We start from the raw sequence: 24140 nt of genomic DNA, 5'->3' as shown, positions 1-24140 counted from the left end.
CCCGGCGCGACGGCCGGCACGGGGGCCGGCACGGGGGCCAGGCGTCGGCCCAGCAGGGCGAGCAGCGCGGGAAGGAGCGTGAGGGTGGCGGCCATGGCGACCAGGACGGCGATGCCGGGCGCGAGCGCCAGCGCGCGCAGCAGCGGCAGGCCACCGAGGGCCAGGCTCGCGAGCGCCGCGATGACCGCGGTGCCGGCGAAGGCGACCGCCTTGCCGGAAGCACCGATCGTGAGGGCCGCGGCGTCCTCGACCGGCCTCCCGGTGGAGAGGAGTTCGCGGAAGCGGGTGAGGCAGAAGAGGCTGTAGTCGATGCCCACGCCGAGCCCGATCATCGCCGCGATGGTGGCGCCGGAGGACGGCATGTCCATCACGTGGCCGGTGAGGGCGATGACTCCGAGGGAGATGCCCAGTCCCACGACGGCCGTGGCCAGCGGCAGGGCGGCCGCGACGGGCTTGCGGAAACCGACGTAGAGGACGGCGAAGGCGGCGACGAGTCCGATGACCTCGCTGCTCCGGGTCGACTTCTTGTCGGCGGCTTCGGCGAGGTTGCCGCCGGGAATGACCTCGATCCCGGCCGCTTCGGCCGGTTCGGCGGCGTCCAGGAGGTCGTGGACGACATCGGCGGTGATGTCCCGGCCCGCCAGGTCCAGCTCGACCGCGAGGTAGGCGGTGTGCCCGTCGCGGGCGAGGGCCGCGCCGCCGGCCGGCTCGTACGGGGTGGTGACGGCGAGGACGTGGTCGCGGGCGGCGAGGGCGCGGGCCGTCTCCCGGACGGCGTCGCGGGCGCGGTCCGAGGTCAGGGGCAGACCGTCGGCGGTCGTGTGCAGGACGAGGGGCTGGCGGCCGGAGGCGGGGTCGGCGAACGCGAGGGCCGCGTCGTGGGCGGCCTGGCTGTCGCTGCCCGGTATGGAGACCGTCTCGGTGGTGGCACTGCCGAGCACGCCCACCGCCGCGGCCAGGCTCACCAGCAGCAGGAGCCAGGCCGCTATGACCCGCTTCGGCCGTCGGGCGCACCAGCGCCCCAAGGTGACGAACATGCGTACGGGATCCCCCTCGTCCTGTGTGGCTTGTCCCCCTCATCCTTGCACTCCGAGTGCAATTAAATCAACGCACGCGCATTTGCGACAATGTCGACGAGTGAAGCCGGGAGGGGTCAACGTGCAGCAGTCGGCCGGTCAGCCACAGGAGCGACGCGCGGACGGCCGCGCCGAGCGCAGCCGCCAGTCCCGCGTGAAGATCGCGGACGCGGTGCTGTCCCTGCTCGACGAGGGCGAGTCACACTTCCCCGCAGACCGCGTCGCCGAGCGCGCCGGCGTCTCCCGCCGCCTGGTCTTCCACCACTTCGCCGACATGTCCCAGCTGGTGGAGACGGCGATCGCACGGCGCCTGGAACAGCTCATGGAGCAGACCAGGCCCCTGCCGACCGACGGTCCGCGATCCACGCGGGTCTCGGCGCTGACGGAACAGCGTTCACGGATCCTGGAGTGGATCACCCCGGCCCAGCTGGCGCTCATGCGGCTGGAGCAGCACGGGGACCGGATCCAGGAGGTCACCCGGCAGGTCCTGGACTTCGCCCGGGGCCGGCTGGCCGACGTCTTCGCCGAGGAGCTCGACCGGCTGCCCGCCGAGCGCAGGACCGAGGTGCTGCACGGGCTGGACGCGGTGACCACCTGGGGCGCCTGGTACCACTGGCGCAGCAGCGGCCTGAGCGTCGAGGCGGCCGCCCGGACGATGGAGACCGCCGTGCACGCCCTCCTGGCCAGCACGGATCCGACCGGACCGGCCGACCGGCGGTAGGGCGCGCCCGCTCCGCTACTCCGCGTCGACCCGGGACAGCATCCGGCGATCCGGCGGTGCGGGCTGCCGGCCGCCCGCACCGCTCCCGTCGCGCGCGAGCCGCCGGTGCAGGGCGGGGCCGCCCGTCGCGATGCCCGCGAACAGCACGACCGCGGTGATCAGGCTCGGCTCGGAGACCCACAGGCCGAGCACCTGGTCGAGGAGCAGGGCCGCCCCCACCAGCAGCACCTTCCCGAGCAGCAGGCCGGAGTGGAGGCGGCGGTCGACCGGCCGGCCGAGGCGGACCCGGCGGCGATGCAGCAGCGACATCGCCAGTGCGGCGCACCCGACGAGCACGACGAGACGCAGTGCGTGTTCCCAGGCGGGGGTGTCCGAGCCCCAGGCCCAGATCCCACCCATGACGGCCCCCGCGACAACGTAGATCCGACGCTCCGGCACGACCGCCTCCTGACCCCCGGGGGTCATACGACAAGAAAACAACTTGCACTACGAGTGTCATAACTGGGGGCGTATCCGTCAAGCCCGGCCGCTTTCGAGCCGCCGGACGGGTTCGACTAGGGTCGGCAGGGCAGCGCACCCATGAATCACCATCGACCACGAGGAGCAGCCGTGAGCCGGCCGGCGTCCACCGTTCTGCAGCAGGAGATCGCCAGGGAACTCGAGGTGTCGGAGGCCTTCGACGCGCACCGGGAGATCGAGCGCCGGGTGGCCTTCCTGGCCGAGCGGCTCACCTCCACCGGCCTGAGCTCCCTGGTCCTCGGCATCAGCGGCGGGGTGGACTCCACCACGGCCGGACGGCTGTGCCAGCTCGCTGTGGAGCGGGCCCGCGAGGCCGGTCACGAGGCGACGTTCTACGCGATGCGGCTGCCGTACGGAGTCCAGGCGGACGAGCACGACGCCCAGCTGGCCCTCGGCTTCATCGAGGCGGACCGGGTACTGACGGTGGACGTGAAGCCCGCCAGCGACGCCGCGCTGGAGGCGGTCCTCGCCGGGGGCGCGGTGTTCCGGGACGCCCACCACCAGGACTTCGTGCAGGGCAACATCAAGGCCCGCCAGCGCATGATCGCCCAGTACGCGGTGGCCGGAGCACACGACGGCCTGGTCGTCGGCACCGACCACGCGGCCGAGGCGGTCTCCGGCTTCTTCACGAAGTTCGGGGACGGCGCGGCCGACCTGGTCCCGCTGACCGGCCTGACCAAGCGCCGGGTGCGTGCCGTGGCCGACGCCCTGGGCGCCCCCGCGGAGCTGGTCTGGAAGACCCCCACGGCGGACCTGGAGACCCTGGACCCGGGCAAGGCCGACGAGGACGCGCTGGGTGTCACGTACGACGACATCGACGACTTCCTGGAGGGCAAGCCGGTCGACGAGCGCGCCTTCGACACGATCGTCCGCCGCTACCGCCTGACCGACCACAAGCGCCGGCTCCCGGTCGCCCCGTAGTGCGGCGCCATGTCCGGCGCCGGATCGCGGTGGCGTGGATCGCCCTCGTTCTCGCGGGCGGTGCGTACACGCTCTGCCTCGACGACCCGACGAGCACCACACCGGAGCCGAAGCGGTGGGAACGCGGCCCGTCACCGAGTGACGGGCCGGTCGCGTGCCCCACGGAGAGCGGCGGCGGCGCGGCGGCCACGGCGCGCGGCTGCACGTACTGGCAGCGCGGCTAGGGGTGTCTTTCGGCGCATCGCGGCGGGCGGGGCGTGCTCCTACGCTTGAGGGAGTACCTCGGGGCTCGGGGAGCCGTGTTGTCGAGCCTGGCAGGGGTGACCGGTCATGGGCAGGTGCCGTCCGTCTCGTGAGCGCCGGGTCCGGCGGGCGGGGGTGCCGGCAGCGGTCGCGGTACTGCTGGCCGCCCTGTGCGCGGGTACCGGCTCCGCCTCCGTACGCACGGACTTCGATCCCGCCACCGTGCGGAAGCTGGACGCGGCGATCACGGAGGTCATGAAGCAGACCGGCATGCCGGGCCTGAACATCGGCCTGTGGATGCCCGGCCGCGGCGTGTACGAGAAGTCCTTCGGCATCGCGGACCGGCAGACCGGCGCACCCATGAAGGCCGGCCTCCACTCGCGGATCGGCAGCGTCACCAAGACCTTCACGGTCACCGGACTCCTCCAGCTGGTCGACCAGGGCGAGGTCGGCCTCGACGACCCCATCTCGCGGTACGTCTCCGGCGTCCCCGGCGGGAACTCCATCACGCTGCGCCAGCTGGCGGACATGCGCAGCGGCCTCTTCGACTACACGACGGACAAGAAGTGGCTGGACGGCCTCCGCGCCGACCCGCACCGCACCTACACCCCGCGCCAGCTGGTGGACGTGGCCTTCGGCCATCCCCCGAACTTCAAGCCGGGCGCCAAGTGGGAGTACAGCAACACGAACACCGTCCTGCTCGGGATGCTGGTCGAGAAGGTCAGCGGGCAGAGCCTCGCCGACTACCTCCGGGAGCACGTGTTCGCGCCGCTGAAGCTGAAGGCCACCTCGCTGCCCGGCGACAGCGCCATGCCCGATCCGCACGCCCACGGGTACACGGACTTCACCCCGAAGGGCACCGTCGCCGACGCCACGAACTGGAACCCCTCCTGGGCCTGGGCCGCCGGCGCGGTCATCTCCGACCTCGACGACCTGCACGCCTGGGCCCCGGCGCTCGCGGACGGCCGGCTGCTGACCCCCAAGACACAGGCCGAACGGCTCCGGACGCTTCCGATCGGGGCCGCCCCCGGCGCCTCGTACGGTCTCGGCATCCTCGACTTCAACGGCTGGCTCGGCCACAACGGGGAACTGCCCGGCTACGAGACGATCGCCGCACAACTCCCGGCCGAGAAGGCCACCTTGGTGGTGCTCGTCAACAGCGACGTCGACTACCGCGGCAAGAACCTGTCCAGCATGATCGGGAACGCGGTCACCTCGATCGTGACCCCCGACCACCTCTGGCCCGCGCCGGTGGCCACCGAGGCGAAGTAGTCCCCGGCCGCGGTCCGTCGAGGTGGTCCATGTGACCATGGCCTCCTTTGGCACACGCACATCCGCATTGCCGCACTTCATGGGGGGACCATGCGCACCCGTACCACCACAATCTCCGCCGGCCTCGCCGCCGCCCTCGCGACGGTGCTCCTCCTGACCGGCTGCACCGCGTCCGGAGGAAACCCGAAGGGCAAGGGCGGCGCCAGCAGCGCCGCGGCGCCCGCTCCCGTGGCGCCGGGTGGCGGCTCCGGGTACGAGGGCCCCCGGCCGCAGGACCAGAACCTGCTCGCCTGGACGGGCGACCCCAACGACGCGGGGCACGTGACCGCCCAGTCGGCCGCCGGGGTGGCCGGACGGGTCACCCTCGTACGGATCGTGCTGCGCGAGCAGATCACCTGGTCCAACATCTGGCTCGGGCTGGCGGGGATCGACCCGAACGCGCAGCTCTCCCAGAACTTCCTCGGCGTCTACGACGCGAGCGGCACCCTGCGCGCGTCCACCGCGGACGTCTCCCCGCAGCTGATGACCGACGCGATCGCCAAGCCGTTCCCCCTCGCCAAGCCCTTCACCGCCGCCCCGGGCACCTACTTCATCGCCCTCCTCCTCAACGGCAGCTGGGCGACCAACGGTCTCACCCTCAAGGCCACGGGCGCCGGGATCTCGGTGAACGCGGGCCTGACACCGCCGAACCTCCGCTACAGCACCCTGCTGACCGGCCAGACCTCCCTGCCGGCCACCGTGAACCTCGGCGAGCAGTCCACCAGCACCATCAACACGGGCTGGGGGAGCCAGTGGTACGCGATCTCCTGAGCCGAGCGGGCCGCCGCGCGGCCGCATGAGCGCAGCTCAGCCGCTCCCGCACCCGGCTGCCCCGGTGCAGCGGGTGCGGGGTTCGGCCGGATGAGCGAAGCTGGGGACGGCTGTACCACGAGGCGGGACCGGAGCGGGACCGCCGATGCGAGGAGGGCTGCGTGGACGTTTCACGAGTCGGCGGGCTCACTCCCGCGACCCGGACGCTGGTACGGACGACCACCCTGCTGTGCGCGGCGGCGGCCCTCGCGGTCGGCGCCGCCGTACCCGCTTCCGCGCAATCGTCCCGTGCCCCCATGGATCCGAACCCGGTCGTGGTCGTCGACTGCTTCTCCCAGGCCCAGGTGCGCCCCCGGGAGTACCTGCTGGCCTGCGGCGACGGGGGCAACCGCCTCGTCGGGCTGCGCTGGGACTCCTGGGGGCGGTGGACCGCGACGGCCACCGGTACCGACATGGTGATCGACTGCACTCCGTCCTGCGCGGCGGGCCGTCTCCGCCCGTATCCGGTCAAAGTGACCCTGGATCATCCGCGGCCCTGGCCGGACCACCCCGGCCTTCGGCGTTACGCCACCATTCGGCTGCTCTACACCGACACCGCACCGCCGCCGGGCGCCAAGGACGTGACGTACAAGCTCGTCTACTGATCGGAGCGATCGGCCTGGCCGCCGAGGCGGACGCTGATCAGGTAGGCGGCCTCCTCCGCCAGCCGGGCCCGCCGCTCGTCCTCCTGGGCTCGTTCGAGTTCGCCCCTGAGCGCCAGCTCGGTGCGCAGTACGGTCGCCCGCGGCACCGGGACCCGCTGCCCGGGTTTCTCGGTGAACGGCTGGAGTTCGGCCGCCGAGACCTGGGCGTCCTGCGACGAGCCGCGGCGGAGCGAGAGGAACACCCGGGCCAGCCAGTCGGCCGGGACCTGGACCATCAGATCAGTCATATCCGGGAAACGACGGGCCGCCGTTGCCGTGACTGCCGCTCCCCCGACCGGCTCAGTGCCCCTCCCCCGGCGCCGGCAGGCGGTGGAGGGCGCGCCACTGCGCGCTCGGACGGGTCCGCAGGAGAGCGGGGTGCTGCCCGTCGGGGCCGCGGCCCGCTCTCCTGCGGGGTGGGTCAGGACTTCTTGACCTCGTCTATGCAGAGCACGAACTGCTTGCCCGAGCTGCGGCGGGAGCCGCGCATCTGCTCCTGGTAGCCGATGTCCGACTGGCCCTTGCACTGGTTCGTGTCGAGGCTGTCGGGGATCACCTTGACCACCTTGTACTCGGCGTTCGCGCCGCCGCACTTCACCACCTGGAGGTCGGGGCTCACGGTGTTGCCCTTGTTCGTCAGGCAGTCCCCGACCTTCGCCTTGTCGGCGTCGTCGCGGCTGGCGTAGTAGCCCACCGCGGCCGCGATGACGACGACCACGGCGACGATGATCTTAAGGATCTTCATGACCCCCATGCGCCTGCGCGGCGGCGCGGGCGGGGCGGCGAACTGCTGCGGCGGGTAGGCGTACTGCTGCGGCGGGGCGCCGTACGGCGGCTGGCCCGGCTGCTGGGGATACCCGTATCCCGGCTGGGGCGGGTAGCCCTGCGGCGGCTGCTGGGCATGCGGGGCGGGCTGGCCGTACGGGCCGGGGCCCTGCTGCGGCGGGTAGGTCATGCGGAAAATCCCCCGTGAACGTGTGCACTGCACATTGCTTGACGTGCGCACGCTATAACAAGCCACCTACAACGCCCGCATTGACCTGCGGCGTCCGCAGCCCTACCCGCGGAAGGCGGTCGCGCGAACGGTGGTGCCGCACAGCGCGAACTCACCGCCGTCGCTGGGCGCCAGCTGGTGGCGCCCGCCCGCGACACCCACCACCATCGACGGCGCGACGAAGGGGTCCGCGCCGGAGGCGCAGTAGCCGTCCGCCTCACCGAGCACCGGCGTGAAGGTGAGCTGCGCCGAAGCCCGGCCGCCGGCGGCCAGCTGCACCGGTCCCGCCTTGCCGACCCGGATCACCTGGAGCGGCTTGTTCTTGTCGGGCGAGCCCTGGCCCGCGAGCGCCACGGTCGGGAAGCCGTTCAGTACGCACGGCTTCGAGCTCTTGTTGGTCACCGTGATCCGTACCTGCGCGGACCCGGTCGGCTGTGCGCTGTCGGCGACGACCTGGCTGCTCGTGCACGGGGCCGCCGGCCGGCGCGGCACGTCCCCGGTGGCCGCGGCCCCGGAACCGACGAACACCGCGCCGGACGCGAAGCCCGCCAGCAGGAGCACGGATGAGGCCTTGATCGCGACGCATCGCGTTGCGCGTGTCATGGGTTGTCCTCCACGGTTCGCCCGGAGCGCCGGAGCTGCTCGGGCCTGCCCCCTCCCCAGCGTCCCACCAACGGGCACCATCGGCGCGGTCGGGGTCCACCGCCCGAACTCCGCCCCGTCCCGCTCCGCGAGCAGGACGCGGTCGGGAGAGCGGGTCTCCCCACACCCTGATCGCTTCGTCCCGGTCCGCCGGGTCGCCGCCGTGGTCGAACCGTACGACCGGCGCGTCCCCCAGGTCGTTCAGGTGGACGGGGCGCTCCGAGTGGTCGGCGGGGACGGTCTGCACCGCCTCCCGGAGCCGGTCGATGGCGGCGTTCAGATCGGCGGGGGTTCCGAACCGCCGGTGCCGGGCCCACGGTCCTGCCCCGAGGTCGACAGGATCACGGCGCGGCCGGGGTGGCCTTCGGGTGTCGCCTCCACCGCCTGCCGGCCCGCCTCCACCGCCGCGTCCAGGTCCCCGGTGTCACCGGTCCGTTCGAAGCGGAGCCGCAGTACGTTCCCCAGGCTGGAGAGGATCTCGGTGCGGCCGGGCTGGTCGAGGGGGAACAACGGCACCGCTTCCCGGTACCCGGCGATGGCGCCGTCCAGATCGGACAGTGCTCCGGCCCGCTCGTAGCGGGCACGCAACGCGCTCCCGAGGCCGGTCAGGACCAGCGCCCGGTAGAGGCCTTCATCGGGGGTCGCCCGCAGGGCCTCCCCGAGCAGCGCGATGGCGGCTTCGAGGTCCTCCTGCGCTCCGGCCCGGTCGAACCGGGCGTTCAGCGCGTCTCCGAGGTTGTAGAGGTACATGGCGCGGCCGGGCTCCTCGGCGACCGCCGACAGCGCTTCCCGGAAGCGGTCGATCGCGGAGTCGAGGTCGGCGGGCCGGCCGCCCCTCCTCCACTTCATCCGCAGCACGTTGCCGAGGGCGGTCAGGTGGATCGCCCGGTGGGGATGGCCGGCGGGCACGGCCTCCACGATGCGCCGCCACAGGTCCGCCAGACCGGAGAGCCGTGCCGGATCGTCCGACTCCTGCGAGTCCGAGAGCAGTTGGAGGGCGTACCCGGCCGCGTTCTCCGCGAGGACGGGCACCAGCGGCTCCGGCAGGTTCTCCTCGCCCGCGAGGAAGCACGCGGTGAGTGCCTGCACGGCGATCCGCAGGTCCGGTCGGCTCTGGTCCTCCTGCTGGTCCCCGTACGGGCCCTCGTACGGGCCCTCGTACTGGTTCCGGCCCGGTGCCGGGTCCGTCCGTAGGGCCAGCGCCTGGTGGCGGAACCAGTGGAACCAGCCCAGCAGGTGGTGGACGGCGAGGTCGTGCTCTCCGGGCATGAGTTCCGCGAGCCGCCGCGCCTCGCGCAGGGCCTCGGCCTCCAATATCGGTGCCACGTCCCGCGATCGCACAACACGCCGCAGCCGCGCCGCCATTGCGTCCATCGCCGTCTCCGCGGCCGGTCGTACGGTGTGATCTGGGTCCCCCGGATGGCTCACGTCGGGTGATGCTAGTCCTACGACCCCCGCACCGGCGGGTAGTTCCCCGGATACGCTCCGCGACAGCGGCGGCCGGCTGCGCCTGGACCCGGCCGGCCCGCTCACCCCGAGGCCGGTGGCACCCCGGGCCTCCGCCCGGCGCCGAGCCCGCCGCCGCGACCGTACGGCGGGGGCTCCTGACGCGGGGGTGCGGTCAGACCGGTTCCCGGTCCCCGACGCTCTCCCAGGAGCCGGAGGCAGGCTCGCCGCCGCCCGCGGGGACGAACACGAACCGGGCGCCGGACGGCATCGGCGACTCCCAGGCGGCCTCCACCTCGGCCATCGGCACGGCGACCGCGTCGGTGGTCGGCACCAGGGCGGGCAGCCGGGCGAGCAGCTCGCGCAGGGCGGCGGCGCGGCGCGCGCCCGAGATCGAGCCGAGCCCGCTCCCGCAGACGCTGACGTCCGCCTTGCGCAGCCACGCCGACGGCACGGTCATGTCGGGCCCGGCCGCGGATCCGACCTGCACCCATCGCAACGGGCGGGTCAGATCGGCGCGGTGGCGCAGGATGCCGTCGAGCGCCAGCTCGGCGGGGTGGTCCCACAGGTAGTCCAGGACCACGTCCACGTCGGCGGCCGCCGCGCCGAACGCGGCCGCGACCTCCTCGTCCGGGCCCGCGAGCCGCACCGTACGGTGCGCGCCCAGCTCCGTCGCCGATCGCAGCCCCTCCGGATCGCGCCCGGCCGCCACGACCGCGCCCGCGCCCTGGTCGAGGGCGAGCCGGACGGCGGCCCGGCCGGCGTTGCCGGTGGCGCCGAGCACGAGCACCGACTCGCCCTCACGCAGCCGGCCCCGCTCGCGCAGTGCGATCCACGCGGAGGAGGCGGGGTTCATGACGGCGGCGACGGCGACCGGGTCGAGCCCGTCCGGTACGGGCATGAGTGCGTCGGCCGGTACGGCGACCCGCTCGGCCATCGTCCCGTGCGGGGGCTCCAGCCCAGGGATGTAGACGAGTTCACCGGCCGCGGTCCGGCCCACCCCGTCGAACCCGGGCACCAGCGGCAGCGCGTCGCCACCCGTGTAGTGGCCGCCCGAGGCGAACGAGCGCACCAGTGGGTACAGCGCGGCCGCCAGGACCTCGACGACCACCTCGCCGGCCGCGGGGACGGGCTCGGGCACGGACTCGTACCGGGGCGGCTGCCCCAGGGCGTGGACGACGGCTGCGTACATGAACTGGCCCCCAAATGGGTGATGAGACGGCAAGACGGACCATCCGATGGTGACGGCCGGCCGGTACGCTCGCCGGCTGCGCCACGCGGCATCGCTTCAGCGCACCGCCGAGGCGATGCCGTTCGCCCCGCCCGAGTGGACGAAGTCCGTCAGGGAGACCGTGTAGTCGCCCCGGTCGGGGCGGTACGCGGTGCAGTACTGCGTGGGATACCAGCCGGGGATGCGCCAGGCGGCCGGCTGGGGGATGGCCTCGCAGGTCCGGTGGGCGGGCGCCGTGCGGTGCCGCTCGAGGAAGTCCCTGGTGAGCATGGGCTCCATGAAGATGAGGTCGCCCGCGTACGCACCGTAGATGAAGGTCTGGCCGCTGAGCGTGCCGGTGGTCGGGGGCCGGCTGTCCAGGTGCGCACCCATGGCTCCTTCCGCCGTCTGCGGGCTGCTCGCGGGGTAGCCCGCCGGCAGGTACGCGGCCGGGACCGGCTTGCCGGCCGCGGCCAGTTGGTCGCAGGCGATCAGCAGGGCGCAGCCGCCCGTCTTGATCGCGGTGCGGACATCCCGGGGGGCGAGGTAGAAGTGCACGTCGAAATGGGCGACGTCGTAGCGGCCGTGCGGGTTGTGCCCGTGCGGGTTCCAGTTGAACAGCACCCACTGGAAGGGCACCCCGGCCGCGGCTGCGGGGGTGGCCGGGAGCCCGAGCTCCAGGCTGTGGCCGCCTACGCATTCGTGCATGCCGTCGAGGTGCCCGTCGGCGTCGGCGTCGTAGCAGTGCTTGCCGTCGGTGGCGGCGGAGGTGGGCAGTCCGGTGACGGCCTGGGCGGTCAGGGCTACGCCCAGCGCCTTCGGTATCCCGCCCTGGTACTCGCTGTACGTACGGACGGTGCCGTCGCCGAGCCGGGCGGCGCGTCCGTACACGGAGCAGGCCGCGCCCCCGGTGTTCGGGCCGCAGGCGGGCATGCGCGCGGCGGAGCCGGAGGGCGGGGGCGGGGCCGCGGGCCGCCCGGTGGCGGACAGGAGCGCCGCCAGCAGTGCGGCGGAGCCCAGCGCGGCGAAGGCGGTGGAACGCGTCCGGGAGGTGCGGAAGGTCTTCATACGGCGACGCTCCAGGAGGTACGCGCGTTGAGCGCGGTGGCGTCCACGCCGGTGACCTGACGGGTACAGGACTTGATGCCGTCCAGGCTGCTCTCGGGCAGGACGTGGCGGATGTCGTGGAAGCCGTCGGGGGCCAGCGCCTCGACCTGGCGGAGCACCGGGTCGGGTTCCAGCCTGCGGTGGGCCGCGAGGAGCTTCGTGGTCTGCGGCAGGCGGTCCGCCTCGTAGCGGGCGAGCGCCTCGTCCACGCCGTGGCGGGCGAGCTCGTACGCCAGCACGCGGGCGTCGACGATCGCCTGCGAGGCGCCGTTGGAGCCGGTCGGGTACAAGGGGTGCGCGGCGTCGCCGAGCAGGACGACCCGGCCGTCCGTCCAGGTGGACAGCGGATCGCGGTCGATCATCGGGTACCGGCCGATGCGGGGCGCCCGGGTGATGATGCCGTGGAGGTCGAGGAACTCGCTGCGCCAGCCCTCGATGTGGGTGAGGACCTCTTCCGGGGGGACCGCGCGGTCCCAGTCGGCGCCGCCGCGCGCTTCCTCGTCGCCGAGCCCGTCGTCGGAGCGGCTCTCGACGACCCAGTTGAGCAGGCACCGCCCGCCCCCGTCGGGGCGGGTGACCGGGTAGGCCACCGCCTTCACCCGGGCGTTGCAGCCGAGGATGACCATCGTGCGTCCGTCGAGGAAGGAGGGGCCCTCGGTCACCCCGCGCCACATGCATATCCCGTTGCCGAGGGGCGGGCCTTCGTGCGGGTGCATCGCCCTGCGCACGGCCGAGTTGATCCCGTCGGCGCCGATGAGCAGGTCGCAGGTGTACGGGCTCGGCCGGTCCGCCACGTACGCCCGGACGGGGTGCCCGCCCGGCTCCCGGTCCCTCGCCCGGTCCTGCTCGTACCGTATGAGGCGGCCGCCGGTGACCAGCGCCCGGGGGCCGAGCCGGTCCAGGACGGCCGACAGCAGGATGTCCTGCAGGTCGGCCCGGTGGACGGAGTACTGCGGCCAGTTGTAGCCGGCGGCGCGGCCGCGCGGTTCGGACCAGATCAGACCGCCGTAGCGGTGGTGGTACTCCAACCGGGCGGTGGCCACGGCGACTTTGTCGAGCGCCGGGGCCAGTCCGAGTTCGGTCAGCTCCCGGACGGCGGCGGGCTGCAGATTGATTCCCGCACCGACGGCGCGCAAGTTGGGGCACGCCTCCACGATGAGCAGATCGCGCAGCCCTGCCGCATGAAGGCTCAGGGCCGTCGTCAATCCGCCAATTCCGGCACCGGCTATGAGGATGCGCGGAGAATTTCTTCGGCCGTACGGAGACATGCCCTCTACCTCCTGGGAAAGACGCCTTCCGTTGAATGTGCGGTGTTGAAAGCGAGCTGCTGCGCGAGATCTCGAAAGTGCAGGTCAGGAGCTGGCGTTCACTCGATCAGGCTATGGCCGAGTGCCGCCTGATGGGTGACGGGCCTTTAATCGGGTGTCGGCAACAGAAAGGCTGCGACATGCCTGAAGTGACGTTCGAACCGTGCGACGTCCAGCGCCTCCAGCATGCTGTTGACTACGCCCTCCACGCCTCCAAGAAATCACTGGACGCTCTCCTGCCACCGTGGATGCCGGGCGATCTCAGACGGGAAATCAAGAGCGGATGCGTTGTCTCGCACTGTGCAACGCTACTGTTCCCGGAAACCGTGGAATCCGCTCTCGCGTACTTCGAGGAAAACGGCTGGCCCGCGTCGACCACCATACCGAGCGTGCTGGTCAAGCGCCGTCTGGTGGAGCGCCACCGGCTTCCGGACGATGCGGACATACGGGTGACGCGGCTGCGCGTCACGGACGGTCTGGCGCCGGAGGTCGAGGTCTTCCTCTTCCCTCGCCGCAGCCCCGGGTACACGGACGACGTGGGTGCGCAGGAGCGCGTCCACGGTTTCGAGAACCACGTGGGGCTGTTCATGGACCGGCCGGACGAGAGGGCCCTCACCCGTTTGGCGGACCGGCTGGAGACCAGCGGCCGGATGGTCTACGAGGGTTCGGCGCACAACCCCCACGAGAACACCACGATGCTGTACTTCGCCCCGAGTGCCGCCGTGGCCATGTCGCGCCGCCGCTTCCCGCGATGGGAGCTGCAGTGCGCGGGGGACCTGACGGCGTGCGCGGACCGGCGCCGGGTCCGGACGGAGGCGGTGTGCAGCGCGTACGCCGCGCTCAAGGCGAACCACGTGGACGGCGGCCTGATCCGGTCCGCCCCCGCTCGGCGCCCCGTTCCGGTGGCGGCCCGGGAGGGCTGACCGAGGCGGGCCGCCGGCCCGGGCAGCCCGGGCCCCGCCACCGACTCCCCGTCTCCCCGCCCCCCGACTCCCCGTCTTCCGTCCCGTCCCGGACGAGAGGCGGGGAGTCTTCGGGTGCGGCACCCGAGCCGACCCGTCGATCCGCTCGGCCGGGCAGGGGCACGCGGGCGTCAGAGGGCGTCCGGCTCCGGCCGGGCCCGGCCCACGGGCCAGTGCAGCCGGCCCGCGTGGATGAGCCGCAGCTGGCGGCGCGCGGTGCGGGTGACCGCCGCCCATTCCCCGTCGTCCGGGCCCGCGGCCAGGTAGGCGGAGACCGTCATCACCATGTGGTCGACGTACAGCCGCGCCAGCATGAGCAGGTCGTCCGCGCTCCAGCCGGCGCCGAGGGGATCGGCGCCGAGCCGTTCGGCCACCTCGCGGGCGAACGCGTCGAGCTGGCCCGACACCGCCTCGCGCACCCTGCGCACGCCGCCGTGCCGCTCGCGCACGATGAAGCGGATGTGCGCGGGGTACTCCCGTACGAGTTCGGCCATCAGGTCCACGGTCGTGTCGATCCGCTGCGCCGCCTCGCCGGAGGCGGCGAGGGTCGAGCGCACGGTGGCGTGCAGGCTCTGCAGCGCCTCGTCGACCAGGGCGATGCCCAGCTCCTCGGTGTCCCGGAAGTGCCGGTAGAAGGCCGTCGGGGTCACCCCGGCGACCCGGGTCACCTCCCGGAGGCCGAGGCTGCCCAGGCTCTGCTCCTCCAGCAGCGACAGGGCCGCGTCCAGCAAGGCCCTGCGGGTTTTGTGGCGTTGGGCCTGGCGTGCCCCGATGGTCTCACTCATGACGAAAAGTCAACCCCCGATTCCCGAAATCTGCGCGCTTGCATTTAGACTGAGCAGTCAGTGCACAACTGTCTCCTATTTTGGAGGAAGCACGATGCTCTTCCTGATCGCGGCCCTCATGCTGATGGGGATCGCCCTCGGAACCGTCGCCCACGTGCCCGTTCACGTATCCCTCGCCGCCACCGCCGCCATCGCCTGCTGGCTGCTGGTCTTCGCGGTCCGGGAGCGGACGGCCCGCCGGCACCGGCCGGCCGGCCGACAGGAGGGATGATCATGAACGCAACCGACACGGAGCTCCGCTCCCCCGCCGCCACCGGTACCCCCGCCCCGGGGCCCGCGCCCACCGCCGCCGTCCGTCAGGCCGACGGGATGGCGGTGGCCTCCTTCGTGTTCGGCCTCATCGGCCTGCTCGCGATGAACCTGCTCCTCGGGCCGGCGTCGATCGTCCTCGCCGCCCTCGCGCTGCGGCGCGGTACGAGCCGCCCCGGCCGCGCGCGGCTCGGTCTCGCCCTGGGCGTCGCGGACCTCGTGGTCCTCGCCTGTCTGGTCAGCGCGGACCAGACCTGGTCGTGGAGCATCGGCTGAGGCACCCGTCCGCCGGCGCCGTGAGCCCGGCCTGATCCGCAGGACACGGCCTACGGGAGCGGGGCCCCGCGGGCGGTGAGCCACAGGTCGTACCACTCCTCGTGCGTGAGGTCGGGCTCGCGCAGCGCGGCGTCGCGGCAGGCGCGGATGCGTTCCGGGCGGCCGCTGCCCATCACGGGGGCGATCCGCGCCGGATGCCGCTGGAGCCACCACAGCAGGACCGTCTCCGGGGTGGTGCCCTTGGCTTCGGCCAGCTCCCGTACGAGACGGGCCGTCGCGTGCTCGTCGGGGCTCTCCTGCCGCCCGGTGAAACGGCCCTGCGCCAGCGCGCCCCAGGCCTGGAGGCGCACCCCGTGTTCCAGGCAGTGCTCGACGGTCCCGGCGGGGAACCCGCCCTCGGCCGCCGCGGGGGTGTTGACGAGGACACCGTCCTCCAGCCAGTCCCGCCGGTCCAGGCTCATCTCCAACTGGTTCGCTACCAGCGGGAATTCGATGTGCCGCTGGAGGCGGGCGATCTGCGCGGCGTTCATGTTCGAGACACCGAAGCCGCGGACCAGCCCCTGCTCGCGCAGTGAGGTGAGCGCCGCCGCGACGTCCCGCGGGTCGGCCAGCGGATCGGGCCGGTGCAGGAGCAGGACGTCGACGAAGTCGGTGCGCAGGCGTCCGAGGCTCTCCTCGACCCTCCGCACGATGGTGGAGCCGCGCAGATCGTAGATGCCGGGGCGGTCGCCGTCGGCCAGCCGGATCCCGCACTTCGTCTGCAGCACGATCCGCTCGCGCAGGCCGGGGGTGCGGGCCAGGACCTCACCGAAGACGGCCTCCGCCTTGCCGCGGCGGTAGATGTCGGCGTGGTCGAAGGTGTCGATGCCGCTGTCCAGCGCCGCCCCGATCGCCGCCTCGGCCGCGTCGATGTCGGCCGGTCCGTAGGCATCGGTGTCCCAGCTGCCGCCGAGCGCCATGCATCCGTACAGCAGCCGGGTGCCGTCCTTCTCCGGGGGTGTGATCGCCATGCCGCTCACCCTACGAGGCCGCCGGCTTCGCGGCGGGCCGGGGGCGGGGGGCCTCCACGGGCTTCTTCTGCGGCGGAGGCGTCCTCGGCGGATAGGAGGGCGGCACCTTCGGTCCGCTCGCACTGGCCGGCATCGTCGTCATGCGACCACGCTACGTGCCGGGGCACCTCCCGGGCCGGGGCGGCTCCCGTGGCGTCCGCGTTACGGCGCCATCTCGTACGCCCCGGACAGCGCCTCGACGCGGTCCCAGACCCGGGCCGAGCGGGCCTCGTCGACGACCGGGCGCCGGATCGCGCCGAGCGCCCAGTTCTGCTGCTGCTCGGTGGCGGAGTCCTTGCCGTGGAGTTCCACGGCGTGCGCCGAGAAGTCCCGTACGAGGACGGCGAACAGCTCGTCCAGCACGTCCTCGTCGAGGCCGGTCAGTCGCGCCTGCTCCAGGATCAGCTGGCCGTGGACGACGAGCGCGAAGAGCTGGCCGACGGCGAGCAGGAGGTCGAGGTCGCGGCTCTGCCGCTCGTCGGGGGCCGCGGTGGTGACGAACTCGCAGAGCGCGTCGGCCTGTTCGCGGAAGCGGGCGACGTTGGCCACGGCGGCGTACGCGTCGAAGGCCGGACGCCAGTCATGGAAGCGGATGGCGCCGAGTCCGCGGGCCGGGCCCTGGCGGAAGAGGAAGTCGTCGTCGGCCGCGTCGAGACGGGTCGCCACCGCGGGGTGGTCGACCGGGTCGAGCAGGTGGTTGCGCATGAACTTGAGGATCAGCGCGAGGTTGACGTGGACCGTGCCCTCCAGCTTGGGCAGCCCGCGGATCTCGACGGCCGCCTGGGCGAAGTAGTTGTCCTTCTCGAAGCCCTTGGCGGCGATGACGTCCCACATCAGGTCGATGACCTTCTCGCCCTCCGTGGTCACCTTCATCTTCGTCATCGGGTTGAAGAGGAGGTAGCGGCGGTCGTCGGGTCCGGCGGTGCGGAAGTAGTCGACGGCGCGGTCGCTGAACAGCTTCATCCCGACGAGGCGTACGTACGCGTCCGCGAGCTCGCGGCGCACGTGCGGGAAGGCGGTGACGGGGCGGCCGTAGAGGATGCGGTTCTGCGCGTGGGTGACGGCCTCGTACATCGCGTGCTCGCAGATGCCGATCGAGGCGGTGCAGAGGTTGAACTTGCCGACGTTGACGGTGTTCAGGGCGGCGTCGAAGGCGGCGCGGCCGGTGTGCAGGACGTCGGCGGCGGCGACCGGGTAGTCCTCCAGGCGGAACTCACTGACGTACTTGGAGGAGTCGACGACGTTCTTCACCAGCCGGTAGGCCGGGTGGCGGCTGTCGGCGGCGAAGAAGACGTACCCGTCCGGGCCCTCGATGTCGGTGCGGCGGCCGAACACCGACACGAGCGCGGCCGCGTTGCCGTTGCCGATGTAGTACTTGGAGCCGGTGGCTCGGAAGCCGCCGTCGCCGTCGGGCTCCAGCAGCATGTCGGTGGAGTAGATGTCGGCGCCGTGGGTCTTCTCGGACAGGCCGAACGCGAACACCTCGCCCTGGGAGAGGAGTTCGGCGGCACGGGCACGGGCCTCGGCGTTGTCGCTCTGCCAGACGGGGCCGAGGCCGAGGATCGTCACCTGCCAGGCGTACCAGTAGTCGAGGCCGTAGAACCCGAAGATCTCGTTGAGGGCGGCGATCCGCGCGGTGTCCCAGCGCTTGTCGGCGTGGCCCTCCGCGGCGGAGGCGGGGGTGAGGAAGGTGGCGAACAGGCCTTCCTTGGCGGAGAAGGCGAGGAAATCGCCGAGCCAGGCGCGGGTGCGGTAGTCCTCGATCAGCTTGCGCTTGCCGCGCGCCTCGAACCAGTCGACGGTGGCGCGCAGCAGCCGGCGGGTCTCGGGGTCGAAGTGCTGCGGGTCGTAGGTGCGCGGGTTGAACAGGAGCGAGTCGGCCATGGAGTTCGCCTTCCGGAATGGTCGAGGGTGAGGGGTGAAGGTGCTCGTTGCGTACGTGGGGGGGAGGTGGCTCAGGCGCGCGGGCGGGGCGCGGCGAGCCGGTGGACCGTGGCGAGCACGTCGTCGAGCCAGGCGATCGTCATGCGCTCGTACGCGATGCCCCCGCGGAGCACGACGTGCTGCAGCTCCTGGCCGGCGTCGAGCGGGGCGGGGGCCTCGGGCCCGGTGAAGTCGCGCTGCTCCCCCGCGAGGTAGCGGGCGAGCCGGTCGCCGTGGGCCCGGCGGTGCCGTTCGACCTCGCGGACCAGTGCGGCCGGGTCGTCGAAGGCCGCGCCGCGGATCTTGACGGCGAGGTCGTGGCGCAGGCTCTCGGGCTCGATCGGCTCGTGCAGCCAGTCCGAGAGCGCGGCCCGCCCCGGATCGGCGACGGAGTACTCCTTCTTGTCCGGCCGGCCCTGCTGCGCCACCTCGCGGACGGCGAGCAGGCCGTCGGTCTCCATGCGCTTGAGGACGCGGTAGATCTGCTGATGGGTGGCGGTCCAGAAATAGCCGATGGACCGGTCGAAGCGCCGGGCCAGCTCATAGCCTGACCCCGGCTTCTCCAGCAGCGAGACGAGGATCGCGTGTTCGAGCGCCATACCCCTGATCCTTCTATGCACCTTGTTGCATAGACAAGTCGCAGCGCCCGGGTGAGACGCGGCTCACCCGCCGCCCGCCCGCGCGCCCGCCCGCCCGCCCGCCGGCGCAGTACGAAGCCTTTACCCGCACCTGATGGCATGCCCAGGTCAAATCTGCCAGGCTCTTCGGCGGTGTCGCCCCGACCCGGGGGAGGCACCGCACCGACACGCACGGTACGAACACGCACGGCACAGCAGATCTCACAGCGTTCGTGCACACGACACGCACAGCCCGCGGCCGCCCCTCCGGCGCACCCGAGCCGACCGGGCGGCCACCGAGCAGGCCGGAATCCGGCCGCCTCAAAGGAGTTCCGCGTGAGAACGACCCCCCACAAGGCCCTCGCAGCGTGCATATCAGCCTTCGCCGCGCTGGCCGCCACCGCACTGTCCCTCACCCCGGCCGCGGCCGCACCGCACCAGGCGCCCTCCGCGGCCGCCGCCTGCACCCCGGGCCAGGTCGTCGCCAACGGCGGCTTCGAAAGCGGCACTTCGCCGTGGACCCAGTCGCAGACCGGCCTCATCACGAGCCGCGCCGGTCAGACCGCGCACGGCGGCACCGCCTTCGCCTGGCTGAACGGTGTCGGCCGCACCCACACCGACACGCTCTCCCAGAGCGTCACGATCCCCTCCGGATGCAGCACCGCCACCCTCACGTTCTGGCTGCACATCGACACCGCCGAGACGACCACGTCGACGAAGTACGACAAGCTGACGGCGAAGATCGGCAGCACGACGCTCGCGACGTACTCGAACCTCGACAAGAACACCGGCTACGCGCAGAAGTCCTTCGACGTGTCGGCCTTCGCGGGCCAGACCGTCAGCGTCGCCTTCACCGGAACCGAGGACTCCAGCCTCCAGACCAGCTTCGTCCTCGACGACCTCGCGCTCGACACCTCCGGCGGCACCACCCCGCCCGGGGACTCCACGCGGACGCCGACCGCACCCTCGTACACCGTCAACCTCAGCAGCAACACGAGCGGCACCGTCTGGACGGGCCACGAGAGCGCGAGCTTCACCAACGCCTCCCCCACCCCGCTGGGCGAGGTGTACCTGCGGCTGTGGGACAACTACCACGGCACCTGTTCGGCCATGCCGATCACGGTCAGCAACGTCACCGGCGGCACGGCGGGCGCCCTCTCGGTCGCCTGCACCGCCCTCAAGATCGACCTGCCGACCCCGCTGGCCCAGGGCCAGACCGCGACGATCGGCTTCGACCTGGGCATCACCGTGCCCAGCGGCGCCGACCGCTTCGGCTACGACGGGGCGTTCAGCATGCTCGGCAACGCCCTGCCCGTCCTCGCGGTGCGGGACGGAGCGGGCTGGCACCTCGACCCGTACACCAACAACGGTGAGTCCTTCTACTCGCTGGCATCCGACTTCCGCGTGGCCCTCGACCACCCGAGCACCCTGCTCGTCCCGGCCACCGGCGCCTCGGTGGACACCCCCGGCACCAGCGGTCGTACGGTCACCACGGCCACCGCCACCAAGGTCCGCGACTTCGCCTGGGCGGCCGGCCCGTTCAGCAAGATCTCCGGCACCTCCACCGCGGGCACCCCGATCAACATCTACTCCGTGTCCGGAATCAGTTCGGCCGACTCCCAGTCCATGCTGACCACGGCCAAGTCCGCCGTGGACGCGCATTCGGCTCGGTTCGGCGCCTACCCGTACGGCGAGCTGGACGCCGTCATCGACAACAACTACTGGTTCGGCGGCATGGAGTACCCCGGGTTCGTCCTGGACCTGGTCAGCACCACGGCGCTCACCCACGAGATCGGCCACCAGTGGTGGTACGGCATCGTCGGCGACGACGAGTACACCAGCCCGTGGCTCGACGAGGCGTTCACCGACTACGCCACCGACCTCGCCCTGAACAAGACGGGGGCGAACTGCTGGAGCAGCGTCTCGTGGGCCTCGTCCGCCGAGAAGATCACGAACTCCATGGGCTACTGGGACGCCCACTCCTCGCGCTACTCCACCGTCGTCTACGGCTACGGCAAGTGCGCCCTGCACGACCTGCGGCGCGTCCTCGGCGACACGGTGATGGCCGAGCTGCTGAAGGACTACGCCACTTCGCACTGGTACGGCGTGTCCACGACGGCCGAGTTCAAGGCCGCCGCGCAGGCCGCCACGACCACCGACCTGACCTCCTTCTGGACCCAGCACCGCATCGACGGCTGACCTGAGGCAGGCCGCGAGCCGGCCTGGCGGACTTTCGCCGCGGTGGGCGCCTTTCCGGCGCCCGCCGCGGCGAACTCATGTGTGCGGACAGGACCCTAGCCGTCAACTGTGACATGTGAAATATTACCTGCGCTCCGACCCGACTCCCCGAAAGGTCCGTCACGTTGCGCAGACTCCCAGCGGTGGTAGCGGCGATATCCCTCGCCCTCCTCGCCACCCCCGCACTCGCCGCACCCGCCGCCCCGCCCCCCGCGGCGGCGCAGCAGGCCCCCGAGCTCTCCCCCGCCCCGCCCTCCGCGCCGCTGGAGGTCCAGCGCCAGAGCCTGCGCCGCCAGGCCCTCGAAGGAGTCGCCGCCGGTACCACCGCGGCCGAGGCCGACGGCACGCTGCCCCGCAAGGTCGCGGTCGGCAAGCGGTACGTCGAACTCGCGCAGGAGCGCAAGGACAAGATCTTCGTGATCCTGGCCGAGTTCGGCGACCAGGTGGACAACACCACGGAGTTCGAGGGCAAGCCGCGCTTCGGCGGCACGCCCGGCCCCCGCCACGACACCATCGCCAAGCCGGCGAAGACCGACAACCACACCCTGTGGCGCAAGGACTTCGACCAGGCCTACTACCGGCAGCAGTTCTTCGGCACCGACCCCGGCGCCGTCACCCTGCGCAATTACTACCGCCTGCAGTCCTCCGGCCGCTACGACATGGACGGCCAGGTCAGCGACTGGGTGCGGCTGCCGTGGAACGAGGCCCGGTACGGGACGGACAACTGCTCCGAGCCCGGCCAGTGCCGCACCAACTGGGACCTCGTGCGCGATGCCACCAACGCCTGGTACCACACCGAGCGCGCCAAGGGCCGTACGCCGGAGGAGATCAAGGCACAGCTGGCCGAGTACGACGTGTGGGACCGCTACGACGCCGACCACGACGGCAACTTCGACGAGCCGGACGGCTACCTCGACCACCTCGTCGTCGTCCACGCGGGCAAGGACCAGACCTGGGGCGGCGGCGATCAAGGCAAGGACGCCGTGTGGGCGCACCGCTGGTTCGCGTACTGGGACCAGGCCGGCAGCGCGGGGCCCGCGGGCAACAAGGCGGGCGGCGTCCCGGTCGGTGACTCCGGCATCTGGGCCGGGGACTACCTGACGGGCGGCGAGAACAGCGGAGTCGGGCTGTTCGCCCACGAGTTCGGGCACGACCTCGGGCTGCCCGACCTGTACAGCTCCGACGGGGACAACAGCGTCAACTTCTGGTCGCTGATGTCCACGGCCTCCTACCTGGGCAAGGGGCGTAACACCACCGGGGACTACCCCGGCGACCTCGACCCCTGGAGCAAGCTGCAGCTGGGCTGGCTGGAGTACACGGAGGCCGACGCGGGCCGCAAGACGCGTGCCGTGCTCGGGGTCTCCGGCTACAACACCGACGATCCACAGGCCCTGTTGGTACACCTGCCACCGTCGGTGTCGCGTACGGATCTGACCGACCCCTACGAGGGCGGCAGCCAGTGGTGGAGCGGCACCGGGGACCTCATGGACAACACCCTGACCCGCACGGTCGACCTCTCCGCGGCGGCGGGGCAGCCCGCCAGGCTCGACGCCCGCGTCTGGTACGACATCGAGCAGGACTTCGACTTCCTGACCGTGGAGGCCTCGACGGACGGCGGCACCACCTGGTCCCCCCTGCCCGGAACGGTCGCCGGCTCGGCGATCCCGGCGAAGGGGATCTCCGGAACCTCGCAAGGCTGGGCCGAACTCAGCGTGCCGCTGGACCGGTTCGCCGGACGTTCCGTCCAGCTGCGGCTGCGGGCGACCTCGGACGGCAATACGCACGGCAAGGGCGTCACCTTCGACGACGTACGGATCACGGCGGGCGACCGGGAGCTGCTGCGCGACGGAGCCGAGGCGGGCGCGAACGGCTGGACCGCACTCAAGTGGTCCCGTACGCAGGGCCGTACGGGCTCCGCCGAGCACCCGCGCGCCTACTTCGTCGAGAACCGGCGCTACACCGGATACGGCGCCTACCTCAAGAGCGGGCCGTACAACTTCGGCGCCGGCAACGACACGGTGGAGTTCTACCCGTACCAGCAGGGCGTGCTGATCTGGCTCTGGGACACGGCGTACAGCGACAACACCACGAAGGCGCACCCGGGGGCGGGCCTGCTGCTCCCCGTCGACGCCCGGCCGGAGCCGCTGCGCAACGCCGACGGCACGCTGCTGAACGCGCGGGCGCAGACCTTCGACGCGACGTTCTCCACGCGCCCGAGCGACGAGATCGTGCTGCACAAGGCCGGCGTACCGGTGCTGGTCCCGTCCCGGCCCGGGGTTCCCGTCTTCGACGACCACCGCGGCGCCTACTGGAACGCCGACCTGCCGCAGGTGGGTGTGAAGGTGCCCGACACCGGGACGCGGATCGCGGTGGTGAAGGAGGCCTCGGGAGGCGCCCTGACCACGGTCCAGGTCAGCTCCTCCCCCTGACGTCGGGCCGCAGGCAGCCGTCCGGACCGGACGGCTGCCTGCGCCTGGCCGACGACCCGGCGGTCTGCGCCCGGGCCGTACAGGATCCCGGCACGTGATCCCGCGGGCCCGTCGGCTCAGGAATCGAGCACGGCGGCGACGGCTTCGATCTCCACGAGCTGACCGTCATAGCCGAGCACGGTGACACCCATCAATGTGCTGGGCACGTCGTGGTCACCGAACGCGTCCCGGACAACCCCCCAGGCCGTCACCAGGTCCTCCCGCCGGTGGGAGGCAACGAGGACACGGGTGCTGATGACATCGCGCAGTGACGCGCCCGAGTCCGTCAGAGCGGTCCGCATGTTCTCCACGGCCCTGGCCGCCTGCCCCGCGACGTCGCCGATCGCCGCAGTGGAGCCGTCCTCATTCAGAGGACATGCTCCGGCCAGGAAGATCAGCCGCGACTCGGCCGGGGCCGTGGCCGCGTAGGCGTACTCCGCAACATCGGACAGGGAGGCAGAGCGAATCAATGTGACAGCGCGCGGCACGGGGTTCCTTCCGCAGCAGTTCCGGGACACTCAGGACCTTCTCAGAGGTCGACTCCACGTTCGACACATTTTCC

Annotated in this window: 26 protein-coding genes; 11 read left to right on the top strand and 15 right to left on the bottom strand. The window is 72.2% G+C overall.

The window, feature by feature from the left end:
• The coding region (locus K7B10_RS35890) for an MMPL family transporter (protein ID WP_229343179.1) at window positions 1–1037 on the bottom strand (1037 nt) is incomplete at its 3' end.
• A gap of 100 nt (window positions 1038–1137) precedes the next feature.
• Between K7B10_RS35890 and K7B10_RS35885 the strand changes: the two genes are divergently transcribed.
• Window positions 1138–1797: a TetR/AcrR family transcriptional regulator gene (locus K7B10_RS35885; RefSeq protein WP_229343178.1), complete on the top strand. Its 660-nt coding sequence runs from the start codon at window positions 1138–1140 to the stop codon at window positions 1795–1797.
• Window positions 1798–1812: 15 nt separating this feature from the next.
• On the opposite strand, the gene K7B10_RS35880 is transcribed toward K7B10_RS35885, so the two are convergent.
• A complete protein-coding gene (locus K7B10_RS35880) occupies window positions 1813–2235 on the bottom strand; it encodes a hypothetical protein (protein ID WP_229343176.1) in 423 nt (140 codons plus the stop codon).
• 171 nt (window positions 2236–2406) lie between these two features.
• Between K7B10_RS35880 and nadE the strand changes: the two genes are divergently transcribed.
• From nadE to K7B10_RS35855, 5 genes are all read left to right on the top strand, one after another.
• Window positions 2407–3237, top strand: coding sequence for an NAD(+) synthase (gene nadE / locus K7B10_RS35875; protein WP_229343174.1), 831 nt, complete (start codon window positions 2407–2409; stop codon window positions 3235–3237).
• Window positions 3237–3461: a hypothetical protein gene (locus K7B10_RS35870; protein ID WP_229343171.1), complete on the top strand. Its 225-nt coding sequence runs from the start codon at window positions 3237–3239 to the stop codon at window positions 3459–3461. The genes nadE and K7B10_RS35870 overlap by 1 nt, the downstream gene beginning before the upstream one ends.
• 154 nt (window positions 3462–3615) lie before the next feature.
• Entirely contained in the window at window positions 3616–4752 is a 1137-nt protein-coding gene (locus K7B10_RS35865; RefSeq protein WP_229343170.1) for a serine hydrolase domain-containing protein, read from the top strand.
• A gap of 90 nt (window positions 4753–4842) precedes the next feature.
• On the top strand, window positions 4843–5562 hold the full coding sequence (locus K7B10_RS35860) for a hypothetical protein (RefSeq protein ID WP_229343167.1): 720 nt from the start codon (window positions 4843–4845) through the stop codon (window positions 5560–5562).
• 161 nt (window positions 5563–5723) lie between these two features.
• Entirely contained in the window at window positions 5724–6206 is a 483-nt protein-coding gene (locus K7B10_RS35855; protein WP_229343165.1) for a hypothetical protein, read from the top strand.
• Here the strand turns inward: K7B10_RS35855 and K7B10_RS35850 are convergent.
• The 7 genes from K7B10_RS35850 to K7B10_RS35820 form a co-directional block, all read right to left on the bottom strand.
• A complete protein-coding gene (locus K7B10_RS35850) occupies window positions 6200–6493 on the bottom strand; it encodes a hypothetical protein (protein ID WP_229343163.1) in 294 nt (97 codons plus the stop codon). The genes K7B10_RS35855 and K7B10_RS35850 overlap by 7 nt on opposite strands.
• Window positions 6494–6666: 173 nt before the next feature.
• Window positions 6667–7200, bottom strand: a complete 534-nt coding sequence (locus K7B10_RS35845) for an LppU/SCO3897 family protein (RefSeq protein ID WP_229343162.1) — start codon at window positions 7198–7200, stop codon at window positions 6667–6669.
• 102 nt (window positions 7201–7302) lie between these two features.
• Window positions 7303–7842, bottom strand: a complete 540-nt coding sequence (locus K7B10_RS35840; protein ID WP_229343160.1) for a DUF4232 domain-containing protein — start codon at window positions 7840–7842, stop codon at window positions 7303–7305.
• A gap of 315 nt (window positions 7843–8157) precedes the next feature.
• Window positions 8158–9207 carry a tetratricopeptide repeat protein gene (locus tag K7B10_RS41395; protein ID WP_229343158.1) on the bottom strand — a complete coding sequence of 350 codons (1050 nt, stop codon included), beginning with the start codon at window positions 9205–9207 and terminating at the stop codon, window positions 8158–8160.
• A gap of 295 nt (window positions 9208–9502) precedes the next feature.
• Window positions 9503–10519 (bottom strand): quinone oxidoreductase family protein, encoded by a 1017-nt coding sequence (locus K7B10_RS35830; protein ID WP_229343156.1) that lies wholly within the window; start codon window positions 10517–10519, stop codon window positions 9503–9505.
• Between the two features lie 96 nt (window positions 10520–10615).
• Window positions 10616–11605: a hypothetical protein gene (locus K7B10_RS35825; RefSeq protein WP_229343154.1), complete on the bottom strand. Its 990-nt coding sequence runs from the start codon at window positions 11603–11605 to the stop codon at window positions 10616–10618.
• The gene (locus K7B10_RS35820; protein ID WP_267501539.1) at window positions 11602–12912 is read right to left on the bottom strand and encodes an FAD-dependent monooxygenase; all 1311 of its coding nucleotides are present in this window, start codon (window positions 12910–12912) and stop codon (window positions 11602–11604) included. The genes K7B10_RS35825 and K7B10_RS35820 overlap by 4 nt, the downstream gene beginning before the upstream one ends.
• A 365-nt stretch (window positions 12913–13277) precedes the next feature.
• On the opposite strand from K7B10_RS35820, the gene K7B10_RS35815 reads away from it, so the two are divergent.
• Entirely contained in the window at window positions 13278–13874 is a 597-nt protein-coding gene (locus tag K7B10_RS35815) for a hypothetical protein (RefSeq protein WP_229343150.1), read from the top strand.
• 170 nt (window positions 13875–14044) lie between these two features.
• Here the strand turns inward: K7B10_RS35815 and K7B10_RS35810 are convergent, their stop codons facing one another.
• The gene (locus tag K7B10_RS35810) at window positions 14045–14698 is read right to left on the bottom strand and encodes a TetR family transcriptional regulator (protein WP_229343148.1); all 654 of its coding nucleotides are present in this window, start codon (window positions 14696–14698) and stop codon (window positions 14045–14047) included.
• 94 nt (window positions 14699–14792) lie between these two features.
• On the opposite strand from K7B10_RS35810, the gene K7B10_RS35805 reads away from it, so the two are divergent.
• Together K7B10_RS35805 and K7B10_RS35800 are read left to right on the top strand one after the other, a co-directional pair.
• A complete protein-coding gene (locus K7B10_RS35805; protein WP_199809252.1) occupies window positions 14793–14969 on the top strand; it encodes a hypothetical protein in 177 nt (58 codons plus the stop codon).
• Window positions 14966–15283 (top strand): hypothetical protein, encoded by a 318-nt coding sequence (locus K7B10_RS35800; protein WP_372481507.1) that lies wholly within the window; start codon window positions 14966–14968, stop codon window positions 15281–15283. The genes K7B10_RS35805 and K7B10_RS35800 overlap by 4 nt, the downstream gene beginning before the upstream one ends.
• Window positions 15284–15333: 50 nt before the next feature.
• On the opposite strand, the gene K7B10_RS35795 is transcribed toward K7B10_RS35800, so the two are convergent.
• The 4 genes from K7B10_RS35795 to K7B10_RS35785 form a co-directional block, all read right to left on the bottom strand.
• Complete coding sequence (locus tag K7B10_RS35795; RefSeq protein WP_229343145.1) at window positions 15334–16293, bottom strand: aldo/keto reductase; 960 nt, start codon at window positions 16291–16293, stop codon at window positions 15334–15336.
• Between the two features lie 10 nt (window positions 16294–16303).
• A complete protein-coding gene (locus K7B10_RS41040; protein ID WP_267501538.1) occupies window positions 16304–16435 on the bottom strand; it encodes a hypothetical protein in 132 nt (43 codons plus the stop codon).
• A gap of 59 nt (window positions 16436–16494) precedes the next feature.
• The gene (locus K7B10_RS35790; protein ID WP_229343143.1) at window positions 16495–18216 is read right to left on the bottom strand and encodes an acyl-CoA dehydrogenase family protein; all 1722 of its coding nucleotides are present in this window, start codon (window positions 18214–18216) and stop codon (window positions 16495–16497) included.
• A gap of 71 nt (window positions 18217–18287) precedes the next feature.
• Window positions 18288–18854 carry a PadR family transcriptional regulator gene (locus K7B10_RS35785; RefSeq protein WP_229343141.1) on the bottom strand — a complete coding sequence of 189 codons (567 nt, stop codon included), beginning with the start codon at window positions 18852–18854 and terminating at the stop codon, window positions 18288–18290.
• A gap of 354 nt (window positions 18855–19208) precedes the next feature.
• On the opposite strand from K7B10_RS35785, the gene K7B10_RS35780 reads away from it, so the two are divergent.
• Window positions 19209–21071 carry a M1 family aminopeptidase gene (locus K7B10_RS35780; protein ID WP_229343139.1) on the top strand — a complete coding sequence of 621 codons (1863 nt, stop codon included), beginning with the start codon at window positions 19209–19211 and terminating at the stop codon, window positions 21069–21071.
• A 182-nt stretch (window positions 21072–21253) separates the two neighbouring features.
• Window positions 21254–23539 carry an immune inhibitor A domain-containing protein gene (locus tag K7B10_RS35775; RefSeq protein WP_229343137.1) on the top strand — a complete coding sequence of 762 codons (2286 nt, stop codon included), beginning with the start codon at window positions 21254–21256 and terminating at the stop codon, window positions 23537–23539.
• Between the two features lie 116 nt (window positions 23540–23655).
• On the opposite strand, the gene K7B10_RS35770 is transcribed toward K7B10_RS35775, so the two are convergent.
• Complete coding sequence (locus K7B10_RS35770; protein ID WP_229343134.1) at window positions 23656–24066, bottom strand: RidA family protein; 411 nt, start codon at window positions 24064–24066, stop codon at window positions 23656–23658.
• Between the last annotated feature and the right edge of the window lie 74 nt (window positions 24067–24140).

The sequence above is a fragment of the Streptomyces flavotricini genome (assembly GCF_020639365.1).
Taxonomy (GTDB): Bacteria; Actinomycetota; Actinomycetes; order Streptomycetales; family Streptomycetaceae; genus Streptomyces; species Streptomyces flavotricini.
The sequence above is the reverse complement of the archived record's forward strand: the minus strand, read 5'-3'. Positions and strand labels throughout refer to the sequence as shown.